The 23,860-nt window shown below is 57.4% G+C and carries 15 protein-coding genes and 3 pseudogenes; 9 read left to right on the top strand and 9 right to left on the bottom strand.

What is annotated here, in order from left to right:
- Nucleotides 1-622: 622 nt before the first annotated feature.
- Nucleotides 623-811 carry a hypothetical protein gene (locus HCN58_RS18000; RefSeq protein ID WP_210266041.1) on the bottom strand — a complete coding sequence of 63 codons (189 nt, stop codon included), beginning with the start codon at nucleotides 809-811 and terminating at the stop codon, nucleotides 623-625.
- Nucleotides 812-1,578: 767 nt separating this feature from the next.
- Here HCN58_RS18000 and HCN58_RS35875 point away from each other — a divergent pair.
- A pseudogene (locus tag HCN58_RS35875) lies at nucleotides 1,579-1,803 on the top strand (IS3-like element ISMamg1 family transposase); the annotation flags it as partial.
- A 1,910-nt stretch (nucleotides 1,804-3,713) separates the two neighbouring features.
- Nucleotides 3,714-3,914 (top strand): hypothetical protein, encoded by a 201-nt coding sequence (locus tag HCN58_RS17995; protein ID WP_171580727.1) that lies wholly within the window; start codon nucleotides 3,714-3,716, stop codon nucleotides 3,912-3,914.
- A gap of 1,143 nt (nucleotides 3,915-5,057) precedes the next feature.
- Here the strand turns inward: HCN58_RS17995 and HCN58_RS17990 are convergent.
- A complete protein-coding gene (locus HCN58_RS17990) occupies nucleotides 5,058-7,154 on the bottom strand; it encodes a prolyl oligopeptidase family serine peptidase (RefSeq protein ID WP_171580726.1) in 2,097 nt (698 codons plus the stop codon).
- A 3-nt stretch (nucleotides 7,155-7,157) separates the two neighbouring features.
- Nucleotides 7,158-7,394, bottom strand: a complete 237-nt coding sequence (locus HCN58_RS17985) for a hypothetical protein (protein WP_171580725.1) — start codon at nucleotides 7,392-7,394, stop codon at nucleotides 7,158-7,160.
- A 946-nt stretch (nucleotides 7,395-8,340) separates the two neighbouring features.
- On the opposite strand from HCN58_RS17985, the gene HCN58_RS17980 reads away from it, so the two are divergent.
- The 3 genes from HCN58_RS17980 (at nucleotide 8,341) to HCN58_RS17970 (ending at nucleotide 12,093) form a co-directional block, all read left to right on the top strand.
- Complete coding sequence (locus tag HCN58_RS17980; RefSeq protein ID WP_171580724.1) at nucleotides 8,341-10,935, top strand: PAS domain S-box protein; 2,595 nt, start codon at nucleotides 8,341-8,343, stop codon at nucleotides 10,933-10,935.
- 29 nt (nucleotides 10,936-10,964) lie between these two features.
- On the top strand, nucleotides 10,965-11,606 hold the full coding sequence (locus HCN58_RS17975; protein WP_311966837.1) for a response regulator transcription factor: 642 nt from the start codon (nucleotides 10,965-10,967) through the stop codon (nucleotides 11,604-11,606).
- A 97-nt stretch (nucleotides 11,607-11,703) separates the two neighbouring features.
- Nucleotides 11,704-12,093 carry a response regulator transcription factor gene (locus tag HCN58_RS17970; protein WP_171580722.1) on the top strand — a complete coding sequence of 130 codons (390 nt, stop codon included), beginning with the start codon at nucleotides 11,704-11,706 and terminating at the stop codon, nucleotides 12,091-12,093.
- 1,563 nt (nucleotides 12,094-13,656) lie between these two features.
- Here HCN58_RS17970 and HCN58_RS17965 read toward each other — a convergent pair.
- Nucleotides 13,657-13,839 (bottom strand): hypothetical protein, encoded by a 183-nt coding sequence (locus tag HCN58_RS17965; protein WP_171580721.1) that lies wholly within the window; start codon nucleotides 13,837-13,839, stop codon nucleotides 13,657-13,659.
- 263 nt (nucleotides 13,840-14,102) lie between these two features.
- On the bottom strand, nucleotides 14,103-14,342 hold the full coding sequence (locus tag HCN58_RS17960) for a hypothetical protein (protein WP_171580720.1): 240 nt from the start codon (nucleotides 14,340-14,342) through the stop codon (nucleotides 14,103-14,105).
- Nucleotides 14,343-15,499: 1,157 nt separating this feature from the next.
- Between HCN58_RS17960 and HCN58_RS17955 the strand changes: the two are divergent.
- The 3 genes and pseudogenes from HCN58_RS17955 to HCN58_RS17945 all read left to right on the top strand — a co-directional run.
- Nucleotides 15,500-16,405 (top strand): annotated as a pseudogene (locus tag HCN58_RS17955) (TauD/TfdA dioxygenase family protein); the annotation flags it as partial.
- 200 nt (nucleotides 16,406-16,605) lie between these two features.
- Nucleotides 16,606-16,704 carry a hypothetical protein gene (locus HCN58_RS37450; RefSeq protein WP_376701193.1) on the top strand — a complete coding sequence of 33 codons (99 nt, stop codon included), beginning with the start codon at nucleotides 16,606-16,608 and terminating at the stop codon, nucleotides 16,702-16,704.
- Between the two features lie 174 nt (nucleotides 16,705-16,878).
- Nucleotides 16,879-17,310 carry a hypothetical protein gene (locus HCN58_RS17945; protein ID WP_171580717.1) on the top strand — a complete coding sequence of 144 codons (432 nt, stop codon included), beginning with the start codon at nucleotides 16,879-16,881 and terminating at the stop codon, nucleotides 17,308-17,310.
- Nucleotides 17,311-17,729: 419 nt separating this feature from the next.
- Here HCN58_RS17945 and HCN58_RS37445 read toward each other — a convergent pair whose 3' ends face one another.
- Nucleotides 17,730-17,909, bottom strand: a complete 180-nt coding sequence (locus tag HCN58_RS37445) for a hypothetical protein (RefSeq protein ID WP_376701185.1) — start codon at nucleotides 17,907-17,909, stop codon at nucleotides 17,730-17,732.
- On the opposite strand from HCN58_RS37445, the pseudogene HCN58_RS17940 reads away from it, so the two are divergent.
- Nucleotides 17,853-18,216, top strand: a pseudogene (locus HCN58_RS17940) (IS630 family transposase); the annotation flags it as partial. The gene HCN58_RS37445 and the pseudogene HCN58_RS17940 overlap by 57 nt on opposite strands.
- A 27-nt stretch (nucleotides 18,217-18,243) precedes the next feature.
- On the opposite strand, the gene HCN58_RS17935 reads toward HCN58_RS17940, so the two are convergent.
- The 3 genes from HCN58_RS17935 to hemN form a co-directional block, all read right to left on the bottom strand.
- The gene (locus HCN58_RS17935; protein ID WP_171580716.1) at nucleotides 18,244-19,836 is read right to left on the bottom strand and encodes a carbohydrate porin; all 1,593 of its coding nucleotides are present in this window, start codon (nucleotides 19,834-19,836) and stop codon (nucleotides 18,244-18,246) included.
- 950 nt (nucleotides 19,837-20,786) lie between these two features.
- On the bottom strand, nucleotides 20,787-20,996 hold the full coding sequence (locus HCN58_RS17930) for a transposase domain-containing protein (protein ID WP_171580847.1): 210 nt from the start codon (nucleotides 20,994-20,996) through the stop codon (nucleotides 20,787-20,789).
- A 1,361-nt stretch (nucleotides 20,997-22,357) separates the two neighbouring features.
- Nucleotides 22,358-23,692 carry an oxygen-independent coproporphyrinogen III oxidase gene (gene hemN, locus HCN58_RS17925; RefSeq protein WP_171580715.1) on the bottom strand — a complete coding sequence of 445 codons (1,335 nt, stop codon included), beginning with the start codon at nucleotides 23,690-23,692 and terminating at the stop codon, nucleotides 22,358-22,360.
- Nucleotides 23,693-23,860: the final 168 nt, after the last annotated feature.

The following is a 23,860-nucleotide window of genomic DNA, read 5'->3' as shown; positions in this document are numbered from 1 at the left end:
CTCTGCAGCCAGGAGCGCTGCGCCAAATAGCTGCAGGCGCGCGCGACCAGGAAATGCAGCTTCACGGTTTGGCCGACCAGATTGCTTAATGGCCAGAGGGCGGCCGTCGGAATCGAAAGCCGACATGGCGAGCGTCTTCCAGCAACGATCTGCCCGCAACCGTTGCATCATTGCGAATTGGAACACCGATGAAAGCCGCGCGTTTCTTGGAAGCGCCGAGCGCATCTTTCTTTGTCGGGGCCAAACACCGGATTCGTCGCGAGCGCAAAAAAATCGCCCTTACCTCTTATTGTTCTGCCGAATTGGTGTCCTGAGCTCCCGAATGCAACGGGCAATCGCCAAGATCGGCCATCGAAGGCGGCCGAAAAGAGTGCAGATTGGTCTGCCGCTGATCAGGGATGCAGACTGCGGATCGGAGAATTAATCAAACTTGTGGAAAGCAAGACAAGGAACAAGGCAGGTTATCACCGCGACATTTTTGGCGATTCGGTTTTGCCTCCATCTGAGCTTTGCCGGAGCCCGCATACAATCCACTCCCAGTCACGAGATGCTCTCGGTCAATAAGAAATTCAAACGTCCGTCGTTTAGTTAGCTTTTGAGCGGCACAGGCTCCGAATTGACTTCAGAGCCTCAACGTCAAAGGAAATGTGGTCGCTAAGAGCCGTTCAAAGGCGGAACGCTGTTCAAGCAGGCGCTTCTCAGCGATTTTTCGCTCCGCATCAGGCAACTCGGTTTGAAGCAACGTACGAACACGCCAAATGTCGTTCCGCACGGATTTGATCTCACTTAAGCTATCATCAATCGAAGTCATCCCGGATTCCGATACTTAGTTTAGAACCCAACCTTTGAAACTGACCAATCGTGCCATTCTTCAGCAAGCCACCGTACAGTTGCCTGGCGTCTTCATCTCGAATAATTCGGTGTGCGCGAGGTTTATATCGATCGATGCCACTCATCGCAGCGTCCCTTCGATACAACGCTGCGGTTCGTCAGCAGCAGTGCAATCAGAGTGGCTGAGATGCGGCTGCCACCTGGCAAGTTTTCCGATTGGCCGCCGACTGACTTTTCGTCTACCTGATTCAGCGCCGCTAGTATGTTGTCCAGGGCACAATCTATGCAGGTAGCCGTTACCTCGCGAAGCGCCGGGGAAATTTGATCACACATATCCAACGCTTATGACGGTATGATTACGCGCTTCTCGTCTGCCCAAAGGAGGCATCGAGCACATCTTCGGGTGAACCGTGGGGCGATACCGGGGATTTGGGCTAGCTGTGGTGAGTGGCAAGGGGCTGTGGCGCAAACTTCGCGCGTAGAACGAGGCGGAGGCAGCCAGCGCATCGTATTCTTCTCTAGACTGGTATTGGCATAGACAAGACGACGATCTTGCGGTGGACGAAGGTAAAGCTGTTGGCTGATCGGGACGCGATCAAAAGAGCATTGAAGCCATTGCTGGCCGGCTGCGCGCCGTCCCCGGGGTGCCGGAGCGCTTCGGTCTTCGGTTAAATGAACTGAGCTCCCCAAGAACGCGATGAGGGCCCGGTCGCTCTCAACCAGTTAGAATTTGAGATCTGTTTTGGCTTCCGCATACTGGCTATTGTCAATGACTTCACGCGGGAATGTCTTGCTTATCTTTTATAGTGCGCCGCCAGTCTTTGGGGGTTGGGCGAGCTCGATGCTGTGATTGCATTGCACGTTGTTCCAGCGATGATTGTCCCTGATAGCGGCACCGAGCTCACCAGCATGGCAACATTGCGCTGGTCGCAGCACCGGCAGATCGAGTGGCACTACATCCCAGCGAGCCCACAGTTATTCCTTCGTCCAACTGTCACATCAGCTCATCATATCTCTTGTATTCGTCGGCGTGACCATCCCTAACCCGACTGCCACACTCACTCGGCGGGACGGGCCATCAGGTGCCGAGTTCTAGTTTTTCGGGAACACTGGCTGGTAGGCCGGAGTCCGCATGAACAGGTTCTATTTTGTGGAGTAGCATCATGACGCCCGCAAAATCCTCGCAAGATAAAGTCTGTGCTGAGTTGAGGGGTGTTCTGGAGCATGCTGTCAGGATGGTGCCCGAAGCGAGGCGGACCTCTTCGTTGAAGGCATGCCTTGCTGAGAAGGTCTTAACTCTGGCCGCAGGGGGTGAATCGGATCCAACTATCTTGGCGCGTGTAGCGGTGCGGACAGTGCAGGAATCCTGTCGTAGCTGCTACGGATGTCAAGGCTGGTGACCTGCGCGCGACATGTTGCGTGCCGCCCGGGCACTTGAACTGCTGCACTGGCGGCCGAAGGCGAAACGCCGAGCTTTGTCCTTCCCGCAACAGCGATGGTGTGATTTCCTGGGATCCTCAGGATCGCTTTGGTCTTGGGTTTGCGGCCATAAAGTTCCGACCGTTTTCCCGCCGGCAGAATTCCAAAGCTCGTCATCAACAATATGCGAAGGCGACCTCTGGCGACAGAAGATCGCACTATCAGCCGGGTTCTGCCGCATTGATTGATCAGCAACAAAGTCAATCTCGCATTCGCGCCGATTAACTCGCCAATCTCGAAGCCTCTCAGTGCGACGCAATCCTCTCGAACCAAAATGTCGGCTTAGCTCGCGGCTGGCCTTGACGCCGACCAATTGCCCTCCCCCGCGTCCGGCAGCTGGTCAGGTGCGGGGAAAGTCCTGCGGGACGGCGAAACAGAAATCAGGTCGCCGCGTGATATGCCTCTGAACCGCTTCCGGGCGGGAGGATTCCGGACGGCTTACGGCCGGTTTGGATTTTGTGCTCGGTTCCCGGGCTCGTGACGGAAACAGTCTGTGTACGCCTTTGTCGCAGGCTGCACGCTTGGCTTCCCGAATAAGGGCCACTCCTCCCCAAAGGACTGGCTGTAGGCGCGTCGGCGCCTGAAGCTTTCAAGGAGCTGACTAGAGAATCAGCGCGGGCCAATATGTATCGGTCGCGCATCGGTGAACTGGATTGCTGCGTCGAGCCGGCACCGGCCATTTCTGAGGGCCCGGTGCATTCACCGTTCTTCAAAACTTTGCGAAGATTCGGACACTAACCGCGCCGTTTTGTCAGCTTTGAGACCAATGTCCCACAACTTGGCGCTACCTACATCCAGTACGAAGCGACTGTAGAACCTCAAATTTTCGAATCGGCACGCCGATTGCTTCGTTCAACCACAACGACTGATCTGATCACATGTGGAACCGCTAATGTTACGGGAGGACTTTGCACGTGCTCGGTAGCGTCCGGTGCGCCCCGCCGTTTGCTGTGAGGCGAAATGAAACAGCATGTTGGAGAAGCTGCGGTCGCATTCGCTCGCGCTCTCCACCGTGACGTCCTTCGAACACCAAACCCGTGGGTACGACAGGATCAGTGTCTCCGTACGCGCGAGCTGAGCAAACGGATATGACCATGACAATCAATGCGAAGTCAGCGGTTCGTTAGCGAACATGTTTCACTACGGTGCGACGTCACGTGGCAAGGGAAACCTAGGCTGTTGCGAGCATACAGCAGTCTTGATTACGACACCTTAACCCACTCCTCGGTGAGGGCACCGAAAATCACGCGCTTATATCGATTACCGGAAGACTGGTTCTTTGCATAAACCGGCTGATGGGAACCGTGTAGAGAATGACGGAGTAATGCGATGGAAATTGCCCTCGGAATCGGCGCCGCAGTCGTTTTCGCCGCGATGCTTGTTGGCTGCGTCTGGGCCGTTCGGTGACCACACTCATCAAGAATTTGCTCGCGCGTAAACAGAAGCTCATCGAGCAACTGGGGGTCACCGAAGAAGCTCACGAGCGACACCAGATCGGACGTCAACTTGGGCAGATCGACGCCGCACTGGCATTTTTGGAGAAAACTGAGCCCAAGAGCCAGGAACGACCGTTGGACGATCCCATGCGCCGCAGGGAAATCTGAAAGCTGAATGGGGGGATCCGTCGGAAGCGAATGCACTTCGTCGTGCTCGCCCGGCGCAGTTCCCTCAAAACCCCGCAAGCGCGCACCTCAACCAACGGTTCTCGCAGAACGACAATCCAAAACGAATCGGCAAAGCCCCGCGACGAAATCGTCTTTGGGCGCACATACCTCAGGCCTAGAAAAATGTCGTATTTCAGGCGCTGGACATCGGCGAAGGATCCGAAGAAGATTCGCGGATTGAGATCCAGCGGCCGGCACCTTTCTCGCCGGACAACTTGCCTTGCCGCCGCGTAGCCGTCTTGATGCGCATACCCACTGACTCGTGGGTTTCAGTCCAAGGCCTGACGTACTGGCATCGCTTTCAGAATGAGGCCATCGATTGCGAGCCGCGCCTAGATGAGGATGTGAGTGCCATCGCGCATGTGCGTTCGTTAGCGGATTTACGTTGTCACGCTAGCCCGCATGTTTCTAAGGCTGCTATCTGCTCGGACGACGAAAGGGAGAACGAAATTGATATGGCGCGACGGCCAGCAAACCGAATCCGTACAGGGCTGACGTACCGGAAAATGCTGGGTCCATCAAGAAAGCAAGGGTCAGCTCTGATGCGACGCCGAGATGATCGCGGATTGGCCCCTCTGAGGAAGCGAGCTCGCGTTCGGTTGCTCAACGGGCGCCTGGCCGGCCAGCTCGTGGCAGGAGCTTCCCGCGACGGCGGTTAATTAAAACAGGGCTTCAAGGATTCCGCTCTTCCGGAAGCCGCCTGATCGCGCTCGAGGCTATCGCCCCGCTCAAAATGCCTCAACCATTGACGTGATCGCGCCAACCGCAGACTTCATGAAGCAATGGAAAGCGCTCCCGAACGTCGATATCGAGCCGTTCTGAGATCAGTACCGCCGAGAAGGAGCCGCGCATGTTAATTTCTCGACACCTCAGCTCATCCGCGACATGGCAAAGCTTTATCGGCCCGCAGATTGTAGCATGCACAAAAACACTGGCTCTTGCGCCCACGCAATCTCGAATGAAGAGTAGCGACCTTGTCGACGTCGAGTGAGTTGCGCAAGCTGCTCGCCTTCTCCGGCTGACTCGCTGATAATGTCATGCAACCATCACGCTGGAGTTTGTGGGATCACAAGGCGGGTCCGCCTAAGCCTCGCCGTCCAGCCAGCCGATCTTGCTCTTCAGGAATCGAAAGCCCAGCACCTCGAAGCCGGCGCGCTCCCTGTTGTCCCGGCCGTAACCATGGCCGCCCGCCGCCGGCTCGTAAAAATAGGCCTCGTAGCCCATCGCCTGGAGCTTCGCGGCCATCTTGCGCGCGTGTCCGGGATGAACACGATCGTCCCGCCGCGTAGTGGCGATCAGGATCGGCGGGTATTTTTGGCCGCGCTTGGCGGCATGATACGCGGAATAGGTCTTGAGCCACTCCCACTCATCGAGCTTATCAGGGTTCCCATATTCTGCAATCCAGCTTGCTCCTGCCAGGAGCTTGGTGTAGCGGCGCATGTCGATCAGCGGGATCGTGCAGAACAGCGCGCCGAAGCGTTCCGGATAGCGCGTCAGCATATTGGTGATGAGGATGCCGCCGTTCGATCCGCCCTGGGCTGCGATCCGCTTCGGGGCCGTCACGCCGCGACGCACGAGATCGGCGGCAACGGCAGCGAAGTCGTCGTGCGACAATTTCTTACCACCGAGCCGGCCGGCATCGTGCCAGCGCGTACCGAACTCGCCGCCGCCGCGCAAATTCGCCTGCACCGTGGTGCCGCCGCGCTCGAGCCAAAGCTTGCCAAGCGCTGAATTGTAGTACGGCCTCACGGAGATCCCAAAGCCGCCGTAGCCGCTCATATGGACGGGCGCATCGCCCGTCTCGTCGGCCGGACCGGTCTGTACATAGGGAATGCGCTCGCCATCAATCGAAATGGCTTGATGTTGGGTGACCACCAGCCCATCCACGGTAAAGGTCTTCGGCGCCTGCTTGAGCACGGTCGGACTGGCGACGTTTTTCTCGATCAGCATAAGCGAAGCTGGCGTGAGCGGATCCTGGCTCCCGACGAGCAGGTCGCCGTTGCCTTCGGATGGATCGCAATCAAGGGGCCAGAGGTCGACGACCCCGATGTCGGCTAACCCGCGCAGCTGCGCGCGGCTCCACCCCTTTTCGGACGGCGTGCATATCTCGAAGAGCGGCCGCAGTTCGTTGAGAATGGAAAACACAAGCTTGCCGGCACTCCAAAAGAACCCCTGCAGCGCGCGGCGCGGGCCTGGTTCGAAAAGAACCTCGAACTGACGATTGCCTTCCAGGAACGCCGCCAACGAGATGACGAGCACCGTATCCGCGGCATAGGTCTGCCCCGCCACAGACCAGGATTCGCGCAGCTTGATGGCAAGCCAATCGCGATGGGGGAGCATCAAGATGTTGCTTGGCAGCTTGAGTTTAGTCGTGGCACCGAATTCGTCGCCAAGCCAGATGGCAAAATTGAAGGTGTCCACCCGATCGACGAACCAAATCCGCGGCGGCGCAACGGTGTGGTCGACATTGCAGCCTACTCCGACATGATCGGCTGCGATCTCAAAGATCGCTGTCGCTTGATCGGCCTGCGTACCGCGCCGCCACAGCCTCACCGTACGCGCATAGCCGGAGGTCGTCGCCATGCCCTGCCCATGCGAGCTCGACAGCACCAGCGTATCGGGATCGAGCCATTCAACCGCGCCCTTGGCTTCCGGCAAGACGAAGCCATCGCTCACAAAGGCCTTCGAGTCCGTATCGAACTCACGCAAGGTGACGGCATCGCTGCCGCCGCGCGATAGGCTCAAAATCGTCCGTTTATGATCCCCGGCGAGTGAGGCCGTCGATTTCAGAAGCCAGTCTTCGCCTTCGCTGATAGCAAGCTGATCGACGTCGAGCAGAACTTCCCATGACGGCTTCGGCCTACGAAATTCTTCCAGAGTGGTTCGTCGCCAGAGGCCGCGTGGATTGTTGGCATCCTTCCAGAGATTGTAAAGATGGCCGCCGCACCGGCCGACATAGGGGATATTGTCCGGTCGGTCATAAATCGAGGTCAGCGCATCGCGATCCCGCTCGAATGCCGCGCCGCCAAACACCTGCAGAGTCATGCCATTCTGCCGCTCGACAAATCTTAGCGCCCGCGCGCCTTCGATCTGTTCCAACCACAGATAGGGATCATCGTCTGGAGCGGAAAGCGTGGGCTTTCCAACCCGCGACTTTGTCGTCGCTCTTGCTTTGACCAAGCTTCACTCCATCCCCGGCATTGACGCGCACGCCCGAAATGGCATTGCATCAAAGCTTTTCATATCTTGCATCCGTACTACCTTGATTTGGCCGCCGCGCGGGTTCATTGATGCTGCTTGCCATGTGTCCGTCAGTTCCATCAATTGCTGAATTTGGTAGTTGATTTGGGCGCGCTCTGACGCAGCTGGCCATGACGCGCATCCTCCACCCTTCGAAAAGACGCCGGTGGCAACTTTCATCTTCCATGCGAGCTTGGCTTTCCTTGGCGAGCAAGACGATATTACCGAGCGGCCTAAGCGACACCGTAGACGCTAACGGCTGCTGCAAAGCGCCGCTGCGGACCGCCTTCAGACGCCAAATGCTGGTCAGCTCCGGGCCAAACAGGTCGGAGCGCAATCCATCAAACCTAACAATACAGAAGCGGAGCTCACTAAGTTTGGTCGCGTTGTCGTGGCGATGTTGATGAAATCTACTCAGCTGCGGCACCGGCCTTCACTTGCCGGAACGATACAGGCCGCACACGACCGCTACAATCGGTTCAACCGGTGGCGAAAGGCGGCTATCTGGGATCGACCTGATGAATGCTCTCCTCAAGGCTCACGATGGCAGTTCGATTCTATGCGTCCATCAGCACGCCCGCGGAGCCAAAAGAGAGTGGAAATCGTTGGGTGGGCCGAAGCCGAGGAGGCCTCGCCACTAAAGTCCACGCGCGGGTCGACGAAAGGCCGCCCGGTCCGCCTCCAGATCTCGCCCGGTGAGCTCCACGATACCTGGCCGACGCCCGGCTCGAGGCCTAGATTTAGGAGACTGGCCAACATTAGGCATCTCGCCAAAGGCTTCCCGTTGATTGATACGGGGTGAAGTGCCGGCCTGATTTTTGCGCTCTACTGGTTCTACGCGCACTGCCGTGTGGGTTCTAAGAAGGTCTTGATGGCCGCCTCAATGGCGAATTTCTTTCGGCTCATCAAAGCCCGGGAGCACGGAAGTCGCCCTTCCGGGTAAACCATTGAGATCAATGACTTAATTGTGCCGAGGCATGATAATGCTAGCGCTAGCTACTGCGCGAGGTCGAGGTAAAACATTCGTATAGTTCTCCAGCTCCTTTCGATAGTTTAGGATGATGCGTAACCAGCTTAATAAGTTCAAGTTCGGACGCTCAGCGACCAGTTTTTCCCGCTGGAGTTGATGACGCTAACTTCGTTGTACCTTCACACCCAGTTCGCCGCGACGGCGTTCGGCTATTTGGAAATGATATTGGTGTTTTCTCTGATGGGCAGCTTCATCCCCTCTGCCACGCTTTTCATCTTGCCATTCGCTGCTTTGGCCTACTTCTTTGCGCCGCCCACTTTCAATCTCGACGATCCGCGGGATCTTCCTGTGGTTGTGGCCTTCCTTGTTGCCTCAATTGTCGGAACGCACCTGATTGGAAAAGTCCGCCGAGAAAGGGAGGTTGCGCTTGAGGCCGCAGCCAGGCTCCGGCGCAGCGAGGCTGAGTTGCGCGACCGCGAGAAACAGTGGCGCGAAATTTTCGAGCATAATCCGGTCATGCACTTCATGGTCAACCCCACCGGAACGGTCCTGAACGTCAATACGTTTGGCGCAACACAGCTCGGCTATGCGCCCTCGGAGCTTGTCGGGCATTCCGTTCTGAAGGTATTTCTGGAAGAAGATCGTCCGTTTGTTCGCGAGCGCGTCGGGCTGTGCATAAAAACGGTCGGCCAATCGCACACTTGGGAGATCCAGAAGATCAGGAAGGATGGCTCAGTGCTGTGGGTGCGCGAAAACGCCAAAGCCATGCAGTGGGCAGAAGACAAGCTCGTCGTCCTTATCGCCTGCGAAGATATCACCGAGCGAAAGCGGACGGAAACTGCCCTGCGGCGGAGCGAAGCCCATCTGGCCCAGGCGCAGGAATTGAGCCGCACCGGCAGCTTCGGCTGGAACGTCGCCACCGGCGAGGTCCACTGGTCAAAGGAGACGTTTCGTATTTTCCAATACGATCCGTCGACCGAACCGACGCCGCAACTCGTCGTTGATCGAACCCATCCAGAAGATCGGGCTGCCGTGCGAGAGACCATCGAACGAGCGCTCCAAAACGAAGAGGATTTCGAGCACGAATACCGACTGCTGATGCCGGACGGCTCGGTGAAGCACCTCCACGCGGTGGTACGAGCCTTCAGAAACGCCTCTGGTGATATCGAGTTTGTCGGGGCAGTGACGGACATCACGGCTGCAAAGCAGGCGGAACAGCAGTTGCGTCGTAGCGAGGCCTATCTGGCCGAAGCCCAGCATCTCAGCCACACGGGCAGTTGGTCCTGGGACGTCCACCGTCTCGAATTTGTGTATCGCTCCGCCGAAATCGATCGTCTGTTTGGCTTCGATCCGGAACAGGCTGTATCGATAGAGACCATCCGGTCGCGGATCCATCCAGACGACTTGCCGCGGCTTCAGGAAGTGCCGCGCCAGGCTATCGAAGACAAAGGAGGGCATTTCGAATATGATTTCCGAATCCTTCTTCCAGATGGCGCGATAAGGCGCATACATTCCGTTGCGCACGCCGTGGTCGGCAGCGATGGCCACGTCAGCGAGCTCATCGGAACGCATATGGATGTCACCGAGCAACATGCGGCCAGGGAACTACTGGAAAAGGCTCTTGCTGCGTTACGCGAAAGCGAGCAGCGTTTTCGCGACTACGCCGAAACCGCCTCCGACTGGCTCTGGGAGACCGGGCCGGACCACCGGGTCACCCTTTTATCGGAGCACACCAACGCAGTAGGCATTCCGGCCACAGAGGTCATCGGCCTGCTTCGCTGGGAAATAGCGCGCGATGTCGAAGCAGAACCCGAGAAGTGGCGGCAGCATCGGGCGACACTCGATGCACGTCTTCCATTTCGCGATTTCATCTATCGCACCGATACCCAGATGGGATCTACAATTTACGTCCGGACCAGCGGCAAGCCATTCTTTGATGCTGACGGCAATTTCCTTGGCTATCGCGGCGTCAGCACCGACATCACCGCAACGATCCGCGCAGATCAGGCCGAACGAGAACTGCGGAAAGCGCAGGCAGAGCTCGCGCACGTGACGCGCGTGACGACGCTGGGCGAACTGACAACCTCCATCGCCCACGAGATAAACCAGCCGCTCGCCGCCATTGTCACCAATGGCGAGGCTTGTCTGGGTTGGCTTGGTCGCGAAACTCCTGATCTTTCCGCGGCGCGCTGCTCAGTGGAGTGGATCATCGAGGACGGGATCCGAGCGAGCGAGGTGATCCGCCGCATCCGCGCGCTTGCGAAGAAAGGCGAGGTCGAGATGGCGCCGGTTGATATCAATGACATCGTCAAGGAGGTAATCGCGCTATTGACACGCGAGCTGGTCAGCCATCAGGTCTCGTTGCGGACCGAGTTGGCGCCGGCCCTCCCCCTGATCCTGGGTGACCGGGTTCAACTGCAACAGGTGATCACAAATCTAGTGATGAATGGGATTGAGGCCATGCAAGCGGTCAGGGACCGGCCGCGCGAACTGGTGATTCAGTCATCCGAAGATGATATGGGACGCGTGCACCTCGCCGTGACTGATTGCGGTATCGGGATCACCGAGGACGACGAGGATCGCGTGTTCAATCCCTTTTTCACCACTAAATCAAGCGGCCTTGGAATGGGGCTTTCGATCTGCCGTTCGATTGTGGAGGCTCACGGCGGGAGCCTATCGATCGCTCGCAAGCAAGAGCCGGGCGCGACGTTTCAATTCGTCCTGCCGTTGCATAAAGAGGTCGTGTCGTGACCGGGCTCTCCGACTCGCCGCACCAAGGCGTGAAGGCCGAGGAGCCCAGCGGAAGGGCGATCGTGTTCGTGATCGACGACGACGTCTCAATACGTCGTTCGCTCTCGAATCTTTTTCGATCGGTGAACTTGGACGTTGCTGCGTTCGGATCGGCCAAGGAAATGCTGCAAGGCAAGCTTCCGGAGGTTGCCAGCTGCCTCGTCCTTGACGTCAGGCTGCCGGGATTGAGCGGCCTCGAGCTGCAGACCGAGCTAGCCAAGTTGAACCTTCACATTCCGATTATTTTCATCACTGGCCACGGCGACATTCCAATGAGCGTCAAGGCCATGAAAGGTGGAGCGGTCGATTTTCTTACCAAACCGTTCCGCGATCAGGAGCTGCTTGACGCCGTCGTCGCCGCGACCGAACGGGATCGCAAGAGGCGGGAGGTTGAGAAGACAGTTGCGAACCTGCAATCCTTGTTCGAGACGTTAAGCCCTCGCGAACAGGCAGTGATGAAACTGGTCGCTGCTGGCCTTATGAACAAACAAGTAGCGGCAGAGCTCGAGCTCGCCGAAATTACCGTCAAGATCTATCGCGGACGAGTGATGAAGAAAATGGGGGCACGGTCGCTGGCCGATTTAATCAGAATGGCTGAGACCCTCGGAATTTGTGCCAACCAGCCCGAATAAGCCTAAGTATGAGTTTACAATTTCATCCCGCAAGCCCACCCTTGGTCCAGGCGACTATGCTTCGGCAAGCGCCTTTCCCGCGTTAGAGGGCATCGTCTTGTCCACGCCTCCGCTCATTTCCATCGTCGATGACGACGGATCGGTACGTGCTGCGATAGATAATCTTTTGAAGTCCCGCGGCTATATCGTTCATACATTTGTGTCGGCCGAGGAGTTCTTGCGCTCGCCCCACCTGAACGGAACATCGTGTGTGATTGCGGATGTGCAGATGTCGATTATGAGCGGCTTGGACCTGCTGACACATATGCGGGCTCAAGGTTACCGTGCACCGTTCATTTTCATCACTGCCTTTCCCGATGATCGCGTTCGCGCGCGCGCGCTGAGCGCCGGAGCAATTTGCTTCCTGGCCAAGCCCTTTGCCGGACAGACCTTGATCAGGTGCCTTGATACCGCACTGGATAAGCATCGCGGCGGAGCCAGCGCATGAGACGATGAGCACGCAGTCTGCTCAAACTTCGGGTCTGATTTGTGAGCGCGGCCCGCGGAACCGCGCGCTTCGCCATACCACAAGGTCGATGAGGACCTCGGCCTCACGCGCAACTCGTCAGCAATTCTTGGCGATCGGGCTCTTTTATTGACATTCTTCGTTCGCTATTCGTCACCTTGCTTGCGGCCGGCCTGCATCACCTACGAGGTCTCCGATGAAGCCATCCGGCCAGTCCTCCGTTGCACTAGCTAACCGAACTTGCTCGCCTCGCTTCAGCTTTATGAATTTGGCCAAAAACCCGCACGTTGAGAATTGATGTTTGGTAAAGCACAGCCGGCTCGATTAAGCTGTCCGCCTCCTCAACTCTCTTGGTCAGGGCTGCCGGAGACTGCCGCTGCGAGAGTGCTGTTCGGGCCTGCAAGAGCTTCTTCAAGGACCGATTCCATCGTCATGGTAGGACCCGTAAAGCACGACAGTGCGCACGTTCGGATTTTGTAATATATGCTGTAAGAAATCGAAGAGTTCTTTGCGATTGGACTGCTCGCCATCGGTGATGAGCCGCAATCTTTCGGTCATCACCCCGCGGTCGTTCGTGCGAAGTTCCTCACGGTGATAAATGCCGGCGTCGGCCGTGCTGCAGCCGTGATAGCCCCGTAAGATCACGGGTTCGACAGCCTCAGCAAGCTTCTCGATGCACTACTCGATCCGGGCGGTGGGCCTCTTTATGAGCGCGTAATCGAGCGGCATCATCACAGCACACATGGTGGAAAGTACCGGGCTTTTTCGCGTACCGGGCTTGAGGCGTTTGAGCGTCGGGACAGTTTACGATGCAGCTATCGAGTTCAATGCGGCCGGTACCGATAGAAAGATTTCGGAGGTCTTGTTGCCGCTGAGTGAAAAGGGCGGCACAACCGACCGATTTCGGAGCGACCCGAGTAGCGGCTCCTAGCAAACCGCCGCCGCTCGGCGGCGTTCAGAACTTTACGGCCGCGCCGGTAGTCCGCAGACGCTTAGCGCTTGCATTGTCCTATCTCTCACCCTCCCCTGAAACAAAATAGCCGATGGTGCTTCAGCACGAGTGTCTAGAAGCTAAAATCCGAACAGAACGTTGTGCGCGATATGCAATGTGCTCCCTTCAAGGTCTGCCTGGTTATGGGCCCCATTTATCAAGCCGCTCGCAACCAGCGCACTTTCTGCCGCATATCGCGGCCCCTTACTGGACCGCGGAGGAAGTATGGGAGCTGTTGCGCATTCTCGCCTTTCGGCGGATAGCCCCTTGCATTTTCTTCACGTCTTCACCACGCTGGCACGTGAAGTGCAGCGATGCCAAGTCTCGCGGCAGCCCAAGAGCTCGACTCTGATGTGCGCCTCCGTGCCGAAGCTGCGCGCTCCATCACTGTGCTTCGCCGAGATTGCTAACTGTAACGATTTGGATGGGGTGGGTATAGATTCGCCTGGAGTCATCAGCGCCAAGCGAGATCCGACATCTCGCTGCGGGCCTTAGGCGGCTCCGTCGTAAGTTGAAGCAGATTGTCCGTCCTGCCCCACGGCAATGGGAGCTCGCTATGCTTTATCGTAAAACCGCTTCAGCAGGACCACGCCTACACTTTTTTGAAGTTCCCCTATCTGCAGTAACGCTGCATCGCTTTCTGGGCCGCGCGGAAGCCGAGTTGCTGACGATAGGATGTCGATCAGCAATTGGAGCAGCTCCTCGATGGCGGCCGCGTCATCGCCCTTCTCACTCATGCGAGCAATCTCCTCCATCGCCTTCCAATCTTCCGGAAGCGGGACTTCTCGACAAAAAAGCATCGGTCGAGGGTTTAAAGCTGCGGGTACAGTGAGGCCGCAAACCGGAGAGTTGGAACAGGCGATGAACGGTGCTTTTGGCAATGTCCGTCCCTTTAGATCGGCGCACGGTCCAATGGATTGCGGCTTTGGGCCTGCGAGCAGTGTCTTGCTGATCAGCCACAGCCTCACCCTCAACCGCGCGGGCTCCGCTGGTACGCGTCTCATCGTAGATGATCGGCGATTCGATTGGCGATAAAGCGATTGGGTCGTTTGCCGATCCTATTGGGCCGACCACCTAGCCGCGTCGCCAAGACGATGTTGCTCGGCTCACGTTGGCAGGCCAGCACGATCTCTGTTCGCTGCGTCAGCGCCGCGACAGCGAGCGCGACCGTGTTATGGCCGTGAGCTGCGTGTCTTCGTCGCTCGAAATCGTCAGCATCGCCTTCCCGTCCGGTGCGCATCGGTATCTCCTTCATCGGGATACCCGGAACTCATGCAATAACCATGCTACGAACTTGCGGGACAGAACACTAGCAGCGAGGCGGGGTCACGGTCCTCTTCTCCCTGAGAATGTAACCTCGCAAACGTGAACCGCGATGTTCTCGTGACAGGATTTTCGATCACTCGCGGAGAGCTGCAAACGATGCGCCGGCGGTATTGTCGACCAGCACCCGTAACTCGATCTGGGTCTACGCGCATCGGGCGGTCGGCTATCGCCGGAGCAGCTCAGGAATGACAGGTGCCACCACATCGAGATCAGGGGTGCCGCGATGGTGCCGGAATTTGGTGTGTGCCTTGCTTCACGAGAGAAAACACGCGCAGCCGCCAGCATGCCTTTGCATCGACGCTGCAGGTTGTCAGATCTCCGACACCTCCGTCTTGAACCCGACGTGTCTGATGTTGAAAGATGGAAGGTCATCTGATGACTATCGTCTCTCGTGCTGAGCCGGACGGATGCCTAACGATCATGCGTCCTTGTGCCGTTGGCGCCGACCTAGGCGCTCGACCTCACGTATCGTTAGGCCCTGCTTCTTCGCGCGCGCTGGCCATCGGGGCTAGCCGACTATCTGATCGAATTATCGGCCTAATCCGGTGACCGTCGCGCCGGTTTTCGCGATTCCTTTGGCGCTCTTGCCGGCAGGTAATCGTTCGCGGCTCGTTTTCGCGGCTGGCACGGTGCTTGCTGGAGATCACTCGCTAAATGCGAGGTCTGCCTTGAAACCCGGGTGACGTCACCTGCCGTCCGCCCGCAAACCAGGCGCTTCGTATCTTCTTAGAAGGACGAGATCGTATCTGCGATAGTAGAGAAGTTTCACCAAACCAATGATCGAAGGCAGTCTCGATGAGACTTTTCGAAGTTGAACCTGCGGGATTGTCGATCCTCAATCAAGCTAATGCTGCACGGAGGCAGGGGGCACCGGCGAGTTTCAGGCGCATCCCATCGAAAATGGGTACGGATCAGCTGCGATAGGTGCGTGGCCGATTTTGCGTCGTACGAACAGCGCACCAACCGGCCGATTGCCGCGGATTTTGATGATTACCAATCTAGCGTTCACCGATTCCGGGTCGCAGCTGAATACGTTCGTTTGGTGAAGAAACCGCAAAGACTGGAACATCCATGAGCGAAACGACCTTGATCGAGAATGCCATTCCGCGTACCGATATCGTCAAACGCGCAGCGCGCATCGGCGCCGAAATCAGAAATATCAAGCTCTCGAGCGATTTGCCGGACGAGACGATCGCTGCAATGAACCGCTTGCTGCTCGACCACAAGGTGATCTTCTTCCGCGACCAAAGTCATCTCGGTGACGCCGAGCAGGAGCGATTTGCTGCCCGTTTCGGGAAGCTGGTGCCGCATCCGATGCTTGGCGTTGCCAAGGGAACGGCATCGCTCCTCGAGCTTGACTCCGCTCGCGGTGGGGGCCGGGCCGATGTGTGGCACGCCGATGGGACCTTCGCCGATGCCTATCCCAAGATTTTGGTGCTGCGGGCCGTAGTGATCCCATTATTCGGCGGCGATACGGTCTGGTCGAACACCGCGGCGGCTTATCTCGATCTGCCGCCACCGCTGCAACGGCTTGCAGACGAGCTCTGGGCCGTTCACAGCAACGTCTTTGACTATGCCGGAATGGCCCGAGTCCGTGAGGTCGATAAGAAGCATTTTGACGAGGTCTTCACCAGAACCATCTTCGAAACCGAGCATCCCGTCGTGCGTGTCCACCCCGAGACCGGAGAGCGGACGCTAGTGCTCGGCGCTTTGGTACAGCGTTTTCTTGGCATCCCCAAATATGACGGCCAAAAGCTGCTTGATATATTCCAGTCTCATATCACCGCGCCCGAAAACACCGTGCGCTGGAACTGGAGGGAGGGCGATGTCGCGATCTGGGATAACCGCGCCACGCACCATTATGCTGTCAATGATTACGGCGACCAGCATCGCGTCGTTCGTCGCGCCACCATCGAGGGTGACGTGCCCGTCAGCATTGATGGCCGGTGCAGTGTAACGCGCGTAAAGGTCACCAAGCAGCCGCCCATGACGCGCTCGCACATTCACGGAGATCCGGCCGTTATGGACCATGCTCCCGCGTTCGCTGCTTGTACTAGTTGAGGTCAAACGGCCAGCGCGGATCTGACGAAGATCTGATTTTCGCGAGCCTCATCAAGAGCGCGGTCGGCGCTGCAGTAGACGTACAGCACTGCGCCGCCACGCCTGTAGGCTACCACGTGTGCGCTACGGCCGAGGTAATCAACCTCGAGGGACAGCGAGTTGAGTTCAAGGTGCCGGCAAGTGATGGCATAGAGGAGATCGGCAGCGGCATTTAACCGGTGGTGATCGACGTTCGTTCGTCCAACGAGAGCCTTGAAACGAGGAGCTACTAACCCAACGGTCGGCCTGACATTGCGGCCAGCTTGTGATACACCTTCTCGTGAGGAAGCGGTAGCGCCTTGCGATGGCAAAAAGGAGGAAATCGGGTGCGACCAGAAGGCGAGCATAGCGTGGCTTCTCACTGGCAGTATCAGGTTAGGTTCGACGTGAATGATTCCGCTACGGCGGAATCGGTAGGCCGAAAACTCCGTGTTCCGGCACTGGCACCGCTGTTCGATATTCTTGCCAAGCATCGCGCTGCACCGAAATGCCAGTTCGATGCCTTTGCGGAGTATGTCGCCGCAGCAGAAGAGCACGGCGTCGAAAACTATCCGCTCTACCAGTGGACAAAGGCGACGATCGAGAATGCAGCGAAGAAGGAAAAGTATTTGAAGTCCTTTGCGCTCTACGTAGACGAGCGGAAGATCTATGCCAAGGAGATTGCCGACGCGCTGGAGGCGGACTTGCAACCGCTCACCACTAGCGGGCTCATTACGCGGATATCGAAGTACGATACCAACCCCGCCAACAATCCTCAGCCGCGGCAGGGCCCCCGCGATTAGGGCTAGGAGCGAGCTGAATGCCCGCTCTTGGCCCCAAGCCGAAGACCATCACCAACGACGCGCGGTCCGCTTTCTGGGGGATTGTGTTGCAAAAGTCGATTTTCGCCGATGACCACAATTCTGCGGGCCGTGGGCGCGAATTCCGTATACAAAATGTGAGGGACCTCACGGCGTCACGCAAAATTTCACAGGCGACTTTAATAACGCGAGTGAGGTCATACGATCAGCGATCGCTCGCTGCTTGGTGCTTTCGTGAAAATTCCTGAGCCTTGCGACTTTCGACTTTTGCAACACTCTCTGGGGTGAATCGGACAGTGTTGATGCTGGCCTTCGACCGATGCTCATGGCCTAACTCGGACGTGTCAGCCTCGCGGGGCAGATCCGACGATCGTGATCAGAAGAGCGCTGGGTGTCGAACCTCAATCAGCGGCATAGAACGCTTCCCGAATGGGATTCGAGATCGCGCCGGAGCCAATAATCTCCGCCTTTGGTGAACCGCTCGGTGACAAACGATTCCAGGCTGTTTCCCGCCACTTTCTCAAGAAGAGATCGATGCTCAAGTTCCTGAAGGGCTGGATGTCCATATCGTCATCGATCACTACGCCACCCACAAGACGCCCAAGATCAAAGCATGGCTCGCCCGCCGGCCTCATTATCATGTCTATGTTACGCTGACGTCCGCGTCATGGATCCATCAGGCCGAGCGCTGGTTGGCTGAACTCACCAGAAAGCCGATCCAGCGAGGTGTCCGCACCTCCGTCGGGCAGCTCGAGGCCGACATCCGTACCTTCATCGATCGGCACAGCAGAAATCAGAAGCGCTTCAATGGACCAGTCGGCGTACCAGATTTTGGCTTCCGTCAAACGCTTCTGCCACAAAGCCCAGGAGAGTTCATGTGGCGCACTTTTGAGTCACGTGACTAGCCTTGAGGACTTAGAAGAATATCGATGTAGACACCAACAAATTCAGAGCATGTCCCGTTTGGCGCGTGTGTGTAATGCTCGTCGGGTTGTTGATGTATGCCAGTCCTACACTTGCATATATCCCGGGTGCCAGATGCGCGGTATAGGTAGCCAAGATCGCTGTGCTGTCACGATGCACGAGATTCCCTTTAGCCGAGGCAGCGTCCACTGCAAAGTTGCTCCAGACGGTGTTAGTGGCAACAATAGCAATCTGATCACTGGGCCGGCTGTCAAACAGTCCCTTCGCATAGAGACGAAGCTCGTAATATTGACTGACTTTGTTTAGGTCAGGTGGAGCGTACATTACAGAGAGCCCACCATAGATACCACGAGATGCTGAGCCCTGTACATCAGACTGCCAGAGTTGCCTGTCCGCTGCGACGTAGTAGACGCTGTTCGCGTCGGCTCTCGATTGCTGCGGATACTGCAAGTTCTTGTAGCTGCTGTTATTGAAACCGGCGCCCGCCCGCAACCAGGTCTCGGGTGAGCCCGGAGCAGCTTTGTTCTTGTAGCCAATTTCATCAAGCAAAAGAATGCCCGTGTTGGCCGTGCTCCAGCTTAAGCCGGCGGGATTTTCGCTGATCTGCGTATACTGACCGTCTGGACTGATTGAGCGCTGGATTGAGACCTTGTCATATAGGTGATCATCAAAATTGTACTTCACGTTGAGAGCTGGCGTAGGCGCGGCATTGTTGCTCATGCCAGCTTGATACAGGATATTCGACGAGGGGGCCAAAACGCTTGCTCCTGCGTTCCCTCCGACCAATGTGCCTGCGAACTCATTTACATTTCTGAGGTAGCCCATTTTGAGTTCGAGTTTCCTGTCGAAGAACGTCTGGTAGTAGGCCAACGTATTGAGACCTGCTCTATCTGGCCCGCCGGGTTTCCATGTCCAGTATTGCTGCTCAGCTCCCACGATGATCTGACCATCGGGAATTCCAAAGCGGCTGAGATCGTAGGCCACTATCATGAAATTTACGGTACTAAATGTCGGATTCTGGCCCATGTATAGCTGATTGGCGGTGGTGGCTCTGGCTGCATTTGGCAGTTGATTGTCCATGACGCTGACTACTGTCCCGCCAACGTAGCCGATCCCGACGTCTGCCAGCGCGGATCTAACGCCGCCTTTATCCTGATCTATCGTATCGGCAGGACCAGGGATATTGAGCCACATGCCTTTTTCGCGGAGGTTCTCGAACTTTGCGAATGGGTCGATCTCCTTTTGAGTTCTATTCTTAGCATTTTCATCCGCACCGTCCCGCTTAGCGGAAGGCAAACTGGCAGTTTGTGCTAGCGCCGAGTTACCGACGAGAAGCGTTGCTCGTTTGAGCTGGCGGCTTCGGAATTTTGTGACCGAATCGGACTCCCTCTCAATTCTTCTTTTGGCAAACTCATCTGGAATGTCGCGTTTTGGCTTAGGCCCATTGGCAGTCTGTGTTAGCGCCGAACTGCCGACGAGACTCGCTGCTAGAGAGAGTGCGATAGCAAGCCCTCTGTGCTTCGTAGTTGATCGAAAGCTGAAAACGTGTGCCGCAGCCGTCGCTACGACAAAGTAACCATGCATAGTGAACTCCGCGTCCGTATTGCTAGTCTTGAATGGATTGCGCTCCGGCCTGATTGGTCCGGAGCTGCCTCCCAACTTTCTAATGTCCGTAGGCTCCGGGGCTTGGCAGCAATCGGCTCGTCTATCTCAGCGATACTCGCTGAGCCTTCCCACCTCGTCACCGGCCGGCACGCTATTGGCTTCATCGGCGAGGCACGTGTCGAGCACGCCATGCCGCGGCCAAGCTAATCGACTGTTCCAACGCAGTTCTGTTGCGCTGCTTCGGTGTCGAGAGCGGCCGGCTTTATTCGGTTCCTTCGCTCGGCGAGATAGTGGCGAGGGGCGGACGACGCCTTGCTGTCCTCGCCACCAATACACTGCGAACGACCCGCCTCTTCCACCACAAGCATAAGGATTTCGGCCGTGCAGCATTCTGATCGAAGAAGACGTCTTCTTCGAGAAGATAGCAGTCATCAGAAAGCCGGGCTCGCACGCCAGCGACGACGCGTTGGTTCCATGATGCTTCACTGTCATCGCGGCAGCCGAGAGACGAGGCAACTGAGAGGCCCGAAGCCCAGAGAGCTTTGAAACTTGTGTACCCAGAAGGTCCATCATGGGCATGCATAAGAAAGGAGAGATCGCGGTTGGAGCCGATTTGATAGCCGCAGACGTCTTGGCACATCCATTAGGACCGTTGGAGCGGCCAGTTCTATATTGCATCCCAGTTCCTTGACGTGTGACCCGCGCGACCTTCATCAACCGCCGATTGCCATATATCCGTCATTTCCTCCAACTGCTGACGTTAGTAGTTGACTGGGTCGCAAGGCGTTGCCTGTCGATGCAGGGATCGTGGCTGTTTCGCTGCTCCGGATGAGGCCTCCTCGACAACTAGACGAACTCCGGCGATGGTGACATCGGTCCGGTGGAAACCGGGCGGCGGTCACTCGTGAGCGCTGCAGCCGCTCAGCTCTTTACGCGCCCATCTCTCGGCGGGAACGCAGTGAAACCGCGATTTGTTGATCTGCATCATTAGCGTCGTTTTCAAGCGACGGCTTTGAAGGGTTGCCCGGATAGGCCCGGGGAAGAAGTTGGCTGAGTTCGTCGTTCGGGTGACCATTGACGATCATCCTCAGTATGTCGGTGACGTAGGCGAGAGGAAGGGCGTCATTGAGCTTGCAGATTTATGCCGACCGCCGGACCCTCCGAATGGGTTTATTTTCCCCAAGATTTTCCTGTGCAATTGGGCTCAACACAGTTGGCGTTGTGCTCCGTATTCGACTGCGCAGGCCAGGATAGCTTCAAGAGTATTTGGGCACGAGCCGAGTGTTCCGGCGCGTGAAGAGTGGCCCCAACCGACAGCTCGTAGAGCTCTAAGTGGCGCGTCTCGTCAAGGGATGGACTTGCGGGCCACGGTAAGTGGCGATGCCTGGCTCGATACGAGCCTGAAGGATAATTCAGGAAATAACGACTGGCTCGCATTCGGGCCGGCAAATGGAGATTGTTCGCAGAGTTTTTCTGAATGTCGAGGAAATGCTGCGCGATGGCCTATGAAGACGAGAAGTATTGCTTTGCAGTAGCGCTATGATGTAGGAGCCGGCGATGCGCAAAAAGTGTCAACGCACCGATCACAGGAGTGGATGAAACGATGAGGGCAACTTGCGGATAACGGTTTGTCGATGGTTGCGGCTCGTTGCAGCTCTTGACCCTCGTGTGATAGCGCGTCAACGAGCAAAGCCAACCCGGGCCGCGACATCGAGCGAGGGATGATAGAGATGATGGATCAAGCAACCGGTTCGGAGTTGCCGCCGGTATTGCACACGTCGCCGAGACGCGTTCCGTGGGTTTTAGTGCTCGTAGTTATCCTCGTGTGCGCTGCAGGAGCCTATTTTTGGACCAACGTCGAACACTTTGTCGAGACGTCGGCGGCCCGTGAAGTTGCCCCAATGCCAGGCTTGTCACCTGAGGACAGAGCGGCCCTGTCGGAGATTCAGTCGGGACAACAGAAGACTAGCGATGAGCTCGCGGAACTCAGCCGCAGCATCAGCGCCCAGCTGGCCGATTTAACACGAATCTCGGATCAAATCGCAGCGCTCACTTTACGGGTCGACTCGTTGCAGAGTCCGGCACCCACGGCTTCTCCTCCTCATGTTCATCGTCCTGGCCATGCCGCTTCGGAGTCGGCCAGGAAACCCATGCGATCGACTAAACCACAAGGGCCGGTTTCTGTCGGGGGCGCGCCACTGATCTCAGGACCGAACGCGGACGAGCCTTGATGACGTCCCAGAGTGCTACAGGCTAATCCAGCCCGCCAGCTCCCGCTCAACGCGGTTGATCGTTTCTCGCCAAGCGGCCAGCCGGGCGATTACGGCGCCAAGGCTTACGGCAGTGCCAGGTCTCCAACGTGACGCTCGCAGAGGCCGTCGACATCGTTGCCGCACCGAGGGCAGTTTGGATCAGATTGCATAGAACCATTTCTACATGGTCGAGGCGCCGTCCTGTTAGCGACGAGCGGTGATGCTTTTGGATCCGTTTACGCGGCTTGTTAATAAGGTGAACGGTTGAGATAAGCGTCGAATGCGGCAGCAACAGCGCGAATCACAAAGCGGTGCTCCCGCCTCACGCGGACGAAACCCTTTTCGATGTCGACTATCCCGTCCTCGGCGAGCATCGCCAAGCGTTCAGCTGAATCGAGAAAATGGTTCGCATAAAATCCGTGGGCGGCACAGATTGCCGGCACGTCGGCCTCCAGATCGCACATGAGCCGCTCGATGATCGCGGCTCGGACGCGGTCTTCATCGGTGAGACGGTAGCCTTTTGACGTCGCCAGACGGCCAGCTCTGATGTGCCGGCTGTAGGAGCCTGTTGCAACATCGTTCTGGACGTAACCGTCGCCGAGACGGCCGATGGCCGACGTGCCGAAGCCGATCAAGGTTTTGCAGGTGTCGGCCGAGTAACCCAAGGAGTTACGCCGCAGGCGACCGGCTTTCTGCGCCAGCGCGAGCTCATCGTCCGGCAAGGCGAAATGGTCGAGCCCGATTTGGTGGTAGCCGGCGGCGACCAGCGTATCGGCCACGGCCGCGGCCTGTTCGGCGCGGGCAGCACTGTCCGGCAGCGCTGCGTCATCGATCAGGCGCTGACGTTTCATATACGAAGGAACGTGCGCGTAGCCGAAAACCGCAAGCCGGTTTGGGCGCATGGCGATCGCCATCGTCGTGCTCTCGACGCAGGACTGCACCGTCTGATTTGGGAGACCGAAAATAAGGTCGAAGTTGATGCGGCTTATTCCGTGCCGGCGAAGATTTTCGACGGCAGCGGCGGTCTGCGCCTTACTCTGGACCCGGTTGATCGCTTTTTGAACGATGGGATCGAAGCTCTGCACACCGAGGCTCGCGCGGTTCACGCCGGCTGCTCCTAAGGCTTCGGCTATCTCGACCGTGAACGTGCGCGGGTCGATCTCGACGGCGATCGCAGCCGTTTTCCTGAACGCGAAGCGGCGGCGCAGGAGTTCCATCAGGGCCAGGAACTCCGCTGGCGTGATGACGGTCGGCGTTCCGCCGCCGAAGTGCACGTCGCTCACGGGCAGCGCTTCCGGCGCTTGCTCCGCGACCAAACGGATCTCCTCACGCAGCACCGACAGATAATTGAGGATCGGCGCATCCCGGCGACTGATGGCCGTAGGAAAGCCGCAATACCAGCAGATCGACCGGCAGAACGGAATGTGGAGATAGAGCGACACGGAGTCGTCAGGTGGCAGGCGCCTCAGCCATTTCTCACAATCCTGTGCACCGACCTCCGCGGAGAACTCCGGTACAGTTGGATAGATGGTGTACCAAGGCAGGCGGGCATCGCAATACTTTTTCAGGATTGAGGCCTGCAACGGTTACTTTCCCAAGCTTATATCAGCATCACTCCTAAGCGCTGCGCTCCCCTGTGTCTTTGCGCCAAATCAAACGGTCCGCTTTTACCCGCGAAATCTGCGTTCCGTCGAACCCTGCTAAGGTCCGGTCAGCATGATAGCGGGACTCATTTGACGTTTGTGAGTGGA

Origin of the sequence: Bradyrhizobium australiense (genome assembly GCF_013114825.1) — a bacterium.
Classification (GTDB): Bacteria; Pseudomonadota; Alphaproteobacteria; order Rhizobiales; family Xanthobacteraceae; genus Bradyrhizobium; species Bradyrhizobium australiense.
This window is presented reverse-complemented; position numbering and strand designations above follow the sequence as displayed.

What these genes read in the sequence shown, in the direction of transcription:
- HCN58_RS18000 (WP_210266041.1), bottom strand. Translation starts at nt 811, where the DNA reads ATGACTTCGATTGATGATAGCTTAAGTGAGATCAAATCCGTGCGGAAC.
- HCN58_RS17985 (WP_171580725.1), bottom strand. Translation starts at nt 7,394, where the DNA reads ATGAAAGTTGCCACCGGCGTCTTTTCGAAGGGTGGAGGATGCGCGTCA.
- HCN58_RS17980 (WP_171580724.1), top strand. Translation starts at nt 8,341, where the DNA reads ATGACGCTAACTTCGTTGTACCTTCACACCCAGTTCGCCGCGACGGCG.
- HCN58_RS17965 (WP_171580721.1), bottom strand. Translation starts at nt 13,839, where the DNA reads ATGAGTGAGAAGGGCGATGACGCGGCCGCCATCGAGGAGCTGCTCCAA.
- HCN58_RS17960 (WP_171580720.1), bottom strand. Translation starts at nt 14,342, where the DNA reads ATGCGCACCGGACGGGAAGGCGATGCTGACGATTTCGAGCGACGAAGA.
- HCN58_RS17935 (WP_171580716.1), bottom strand. Translation starts at nt 19,836, where the DNA reads ATGCATGGTTACTTTGTCGTAGCGACGGCTGCGGCACACGTTTTCAGC.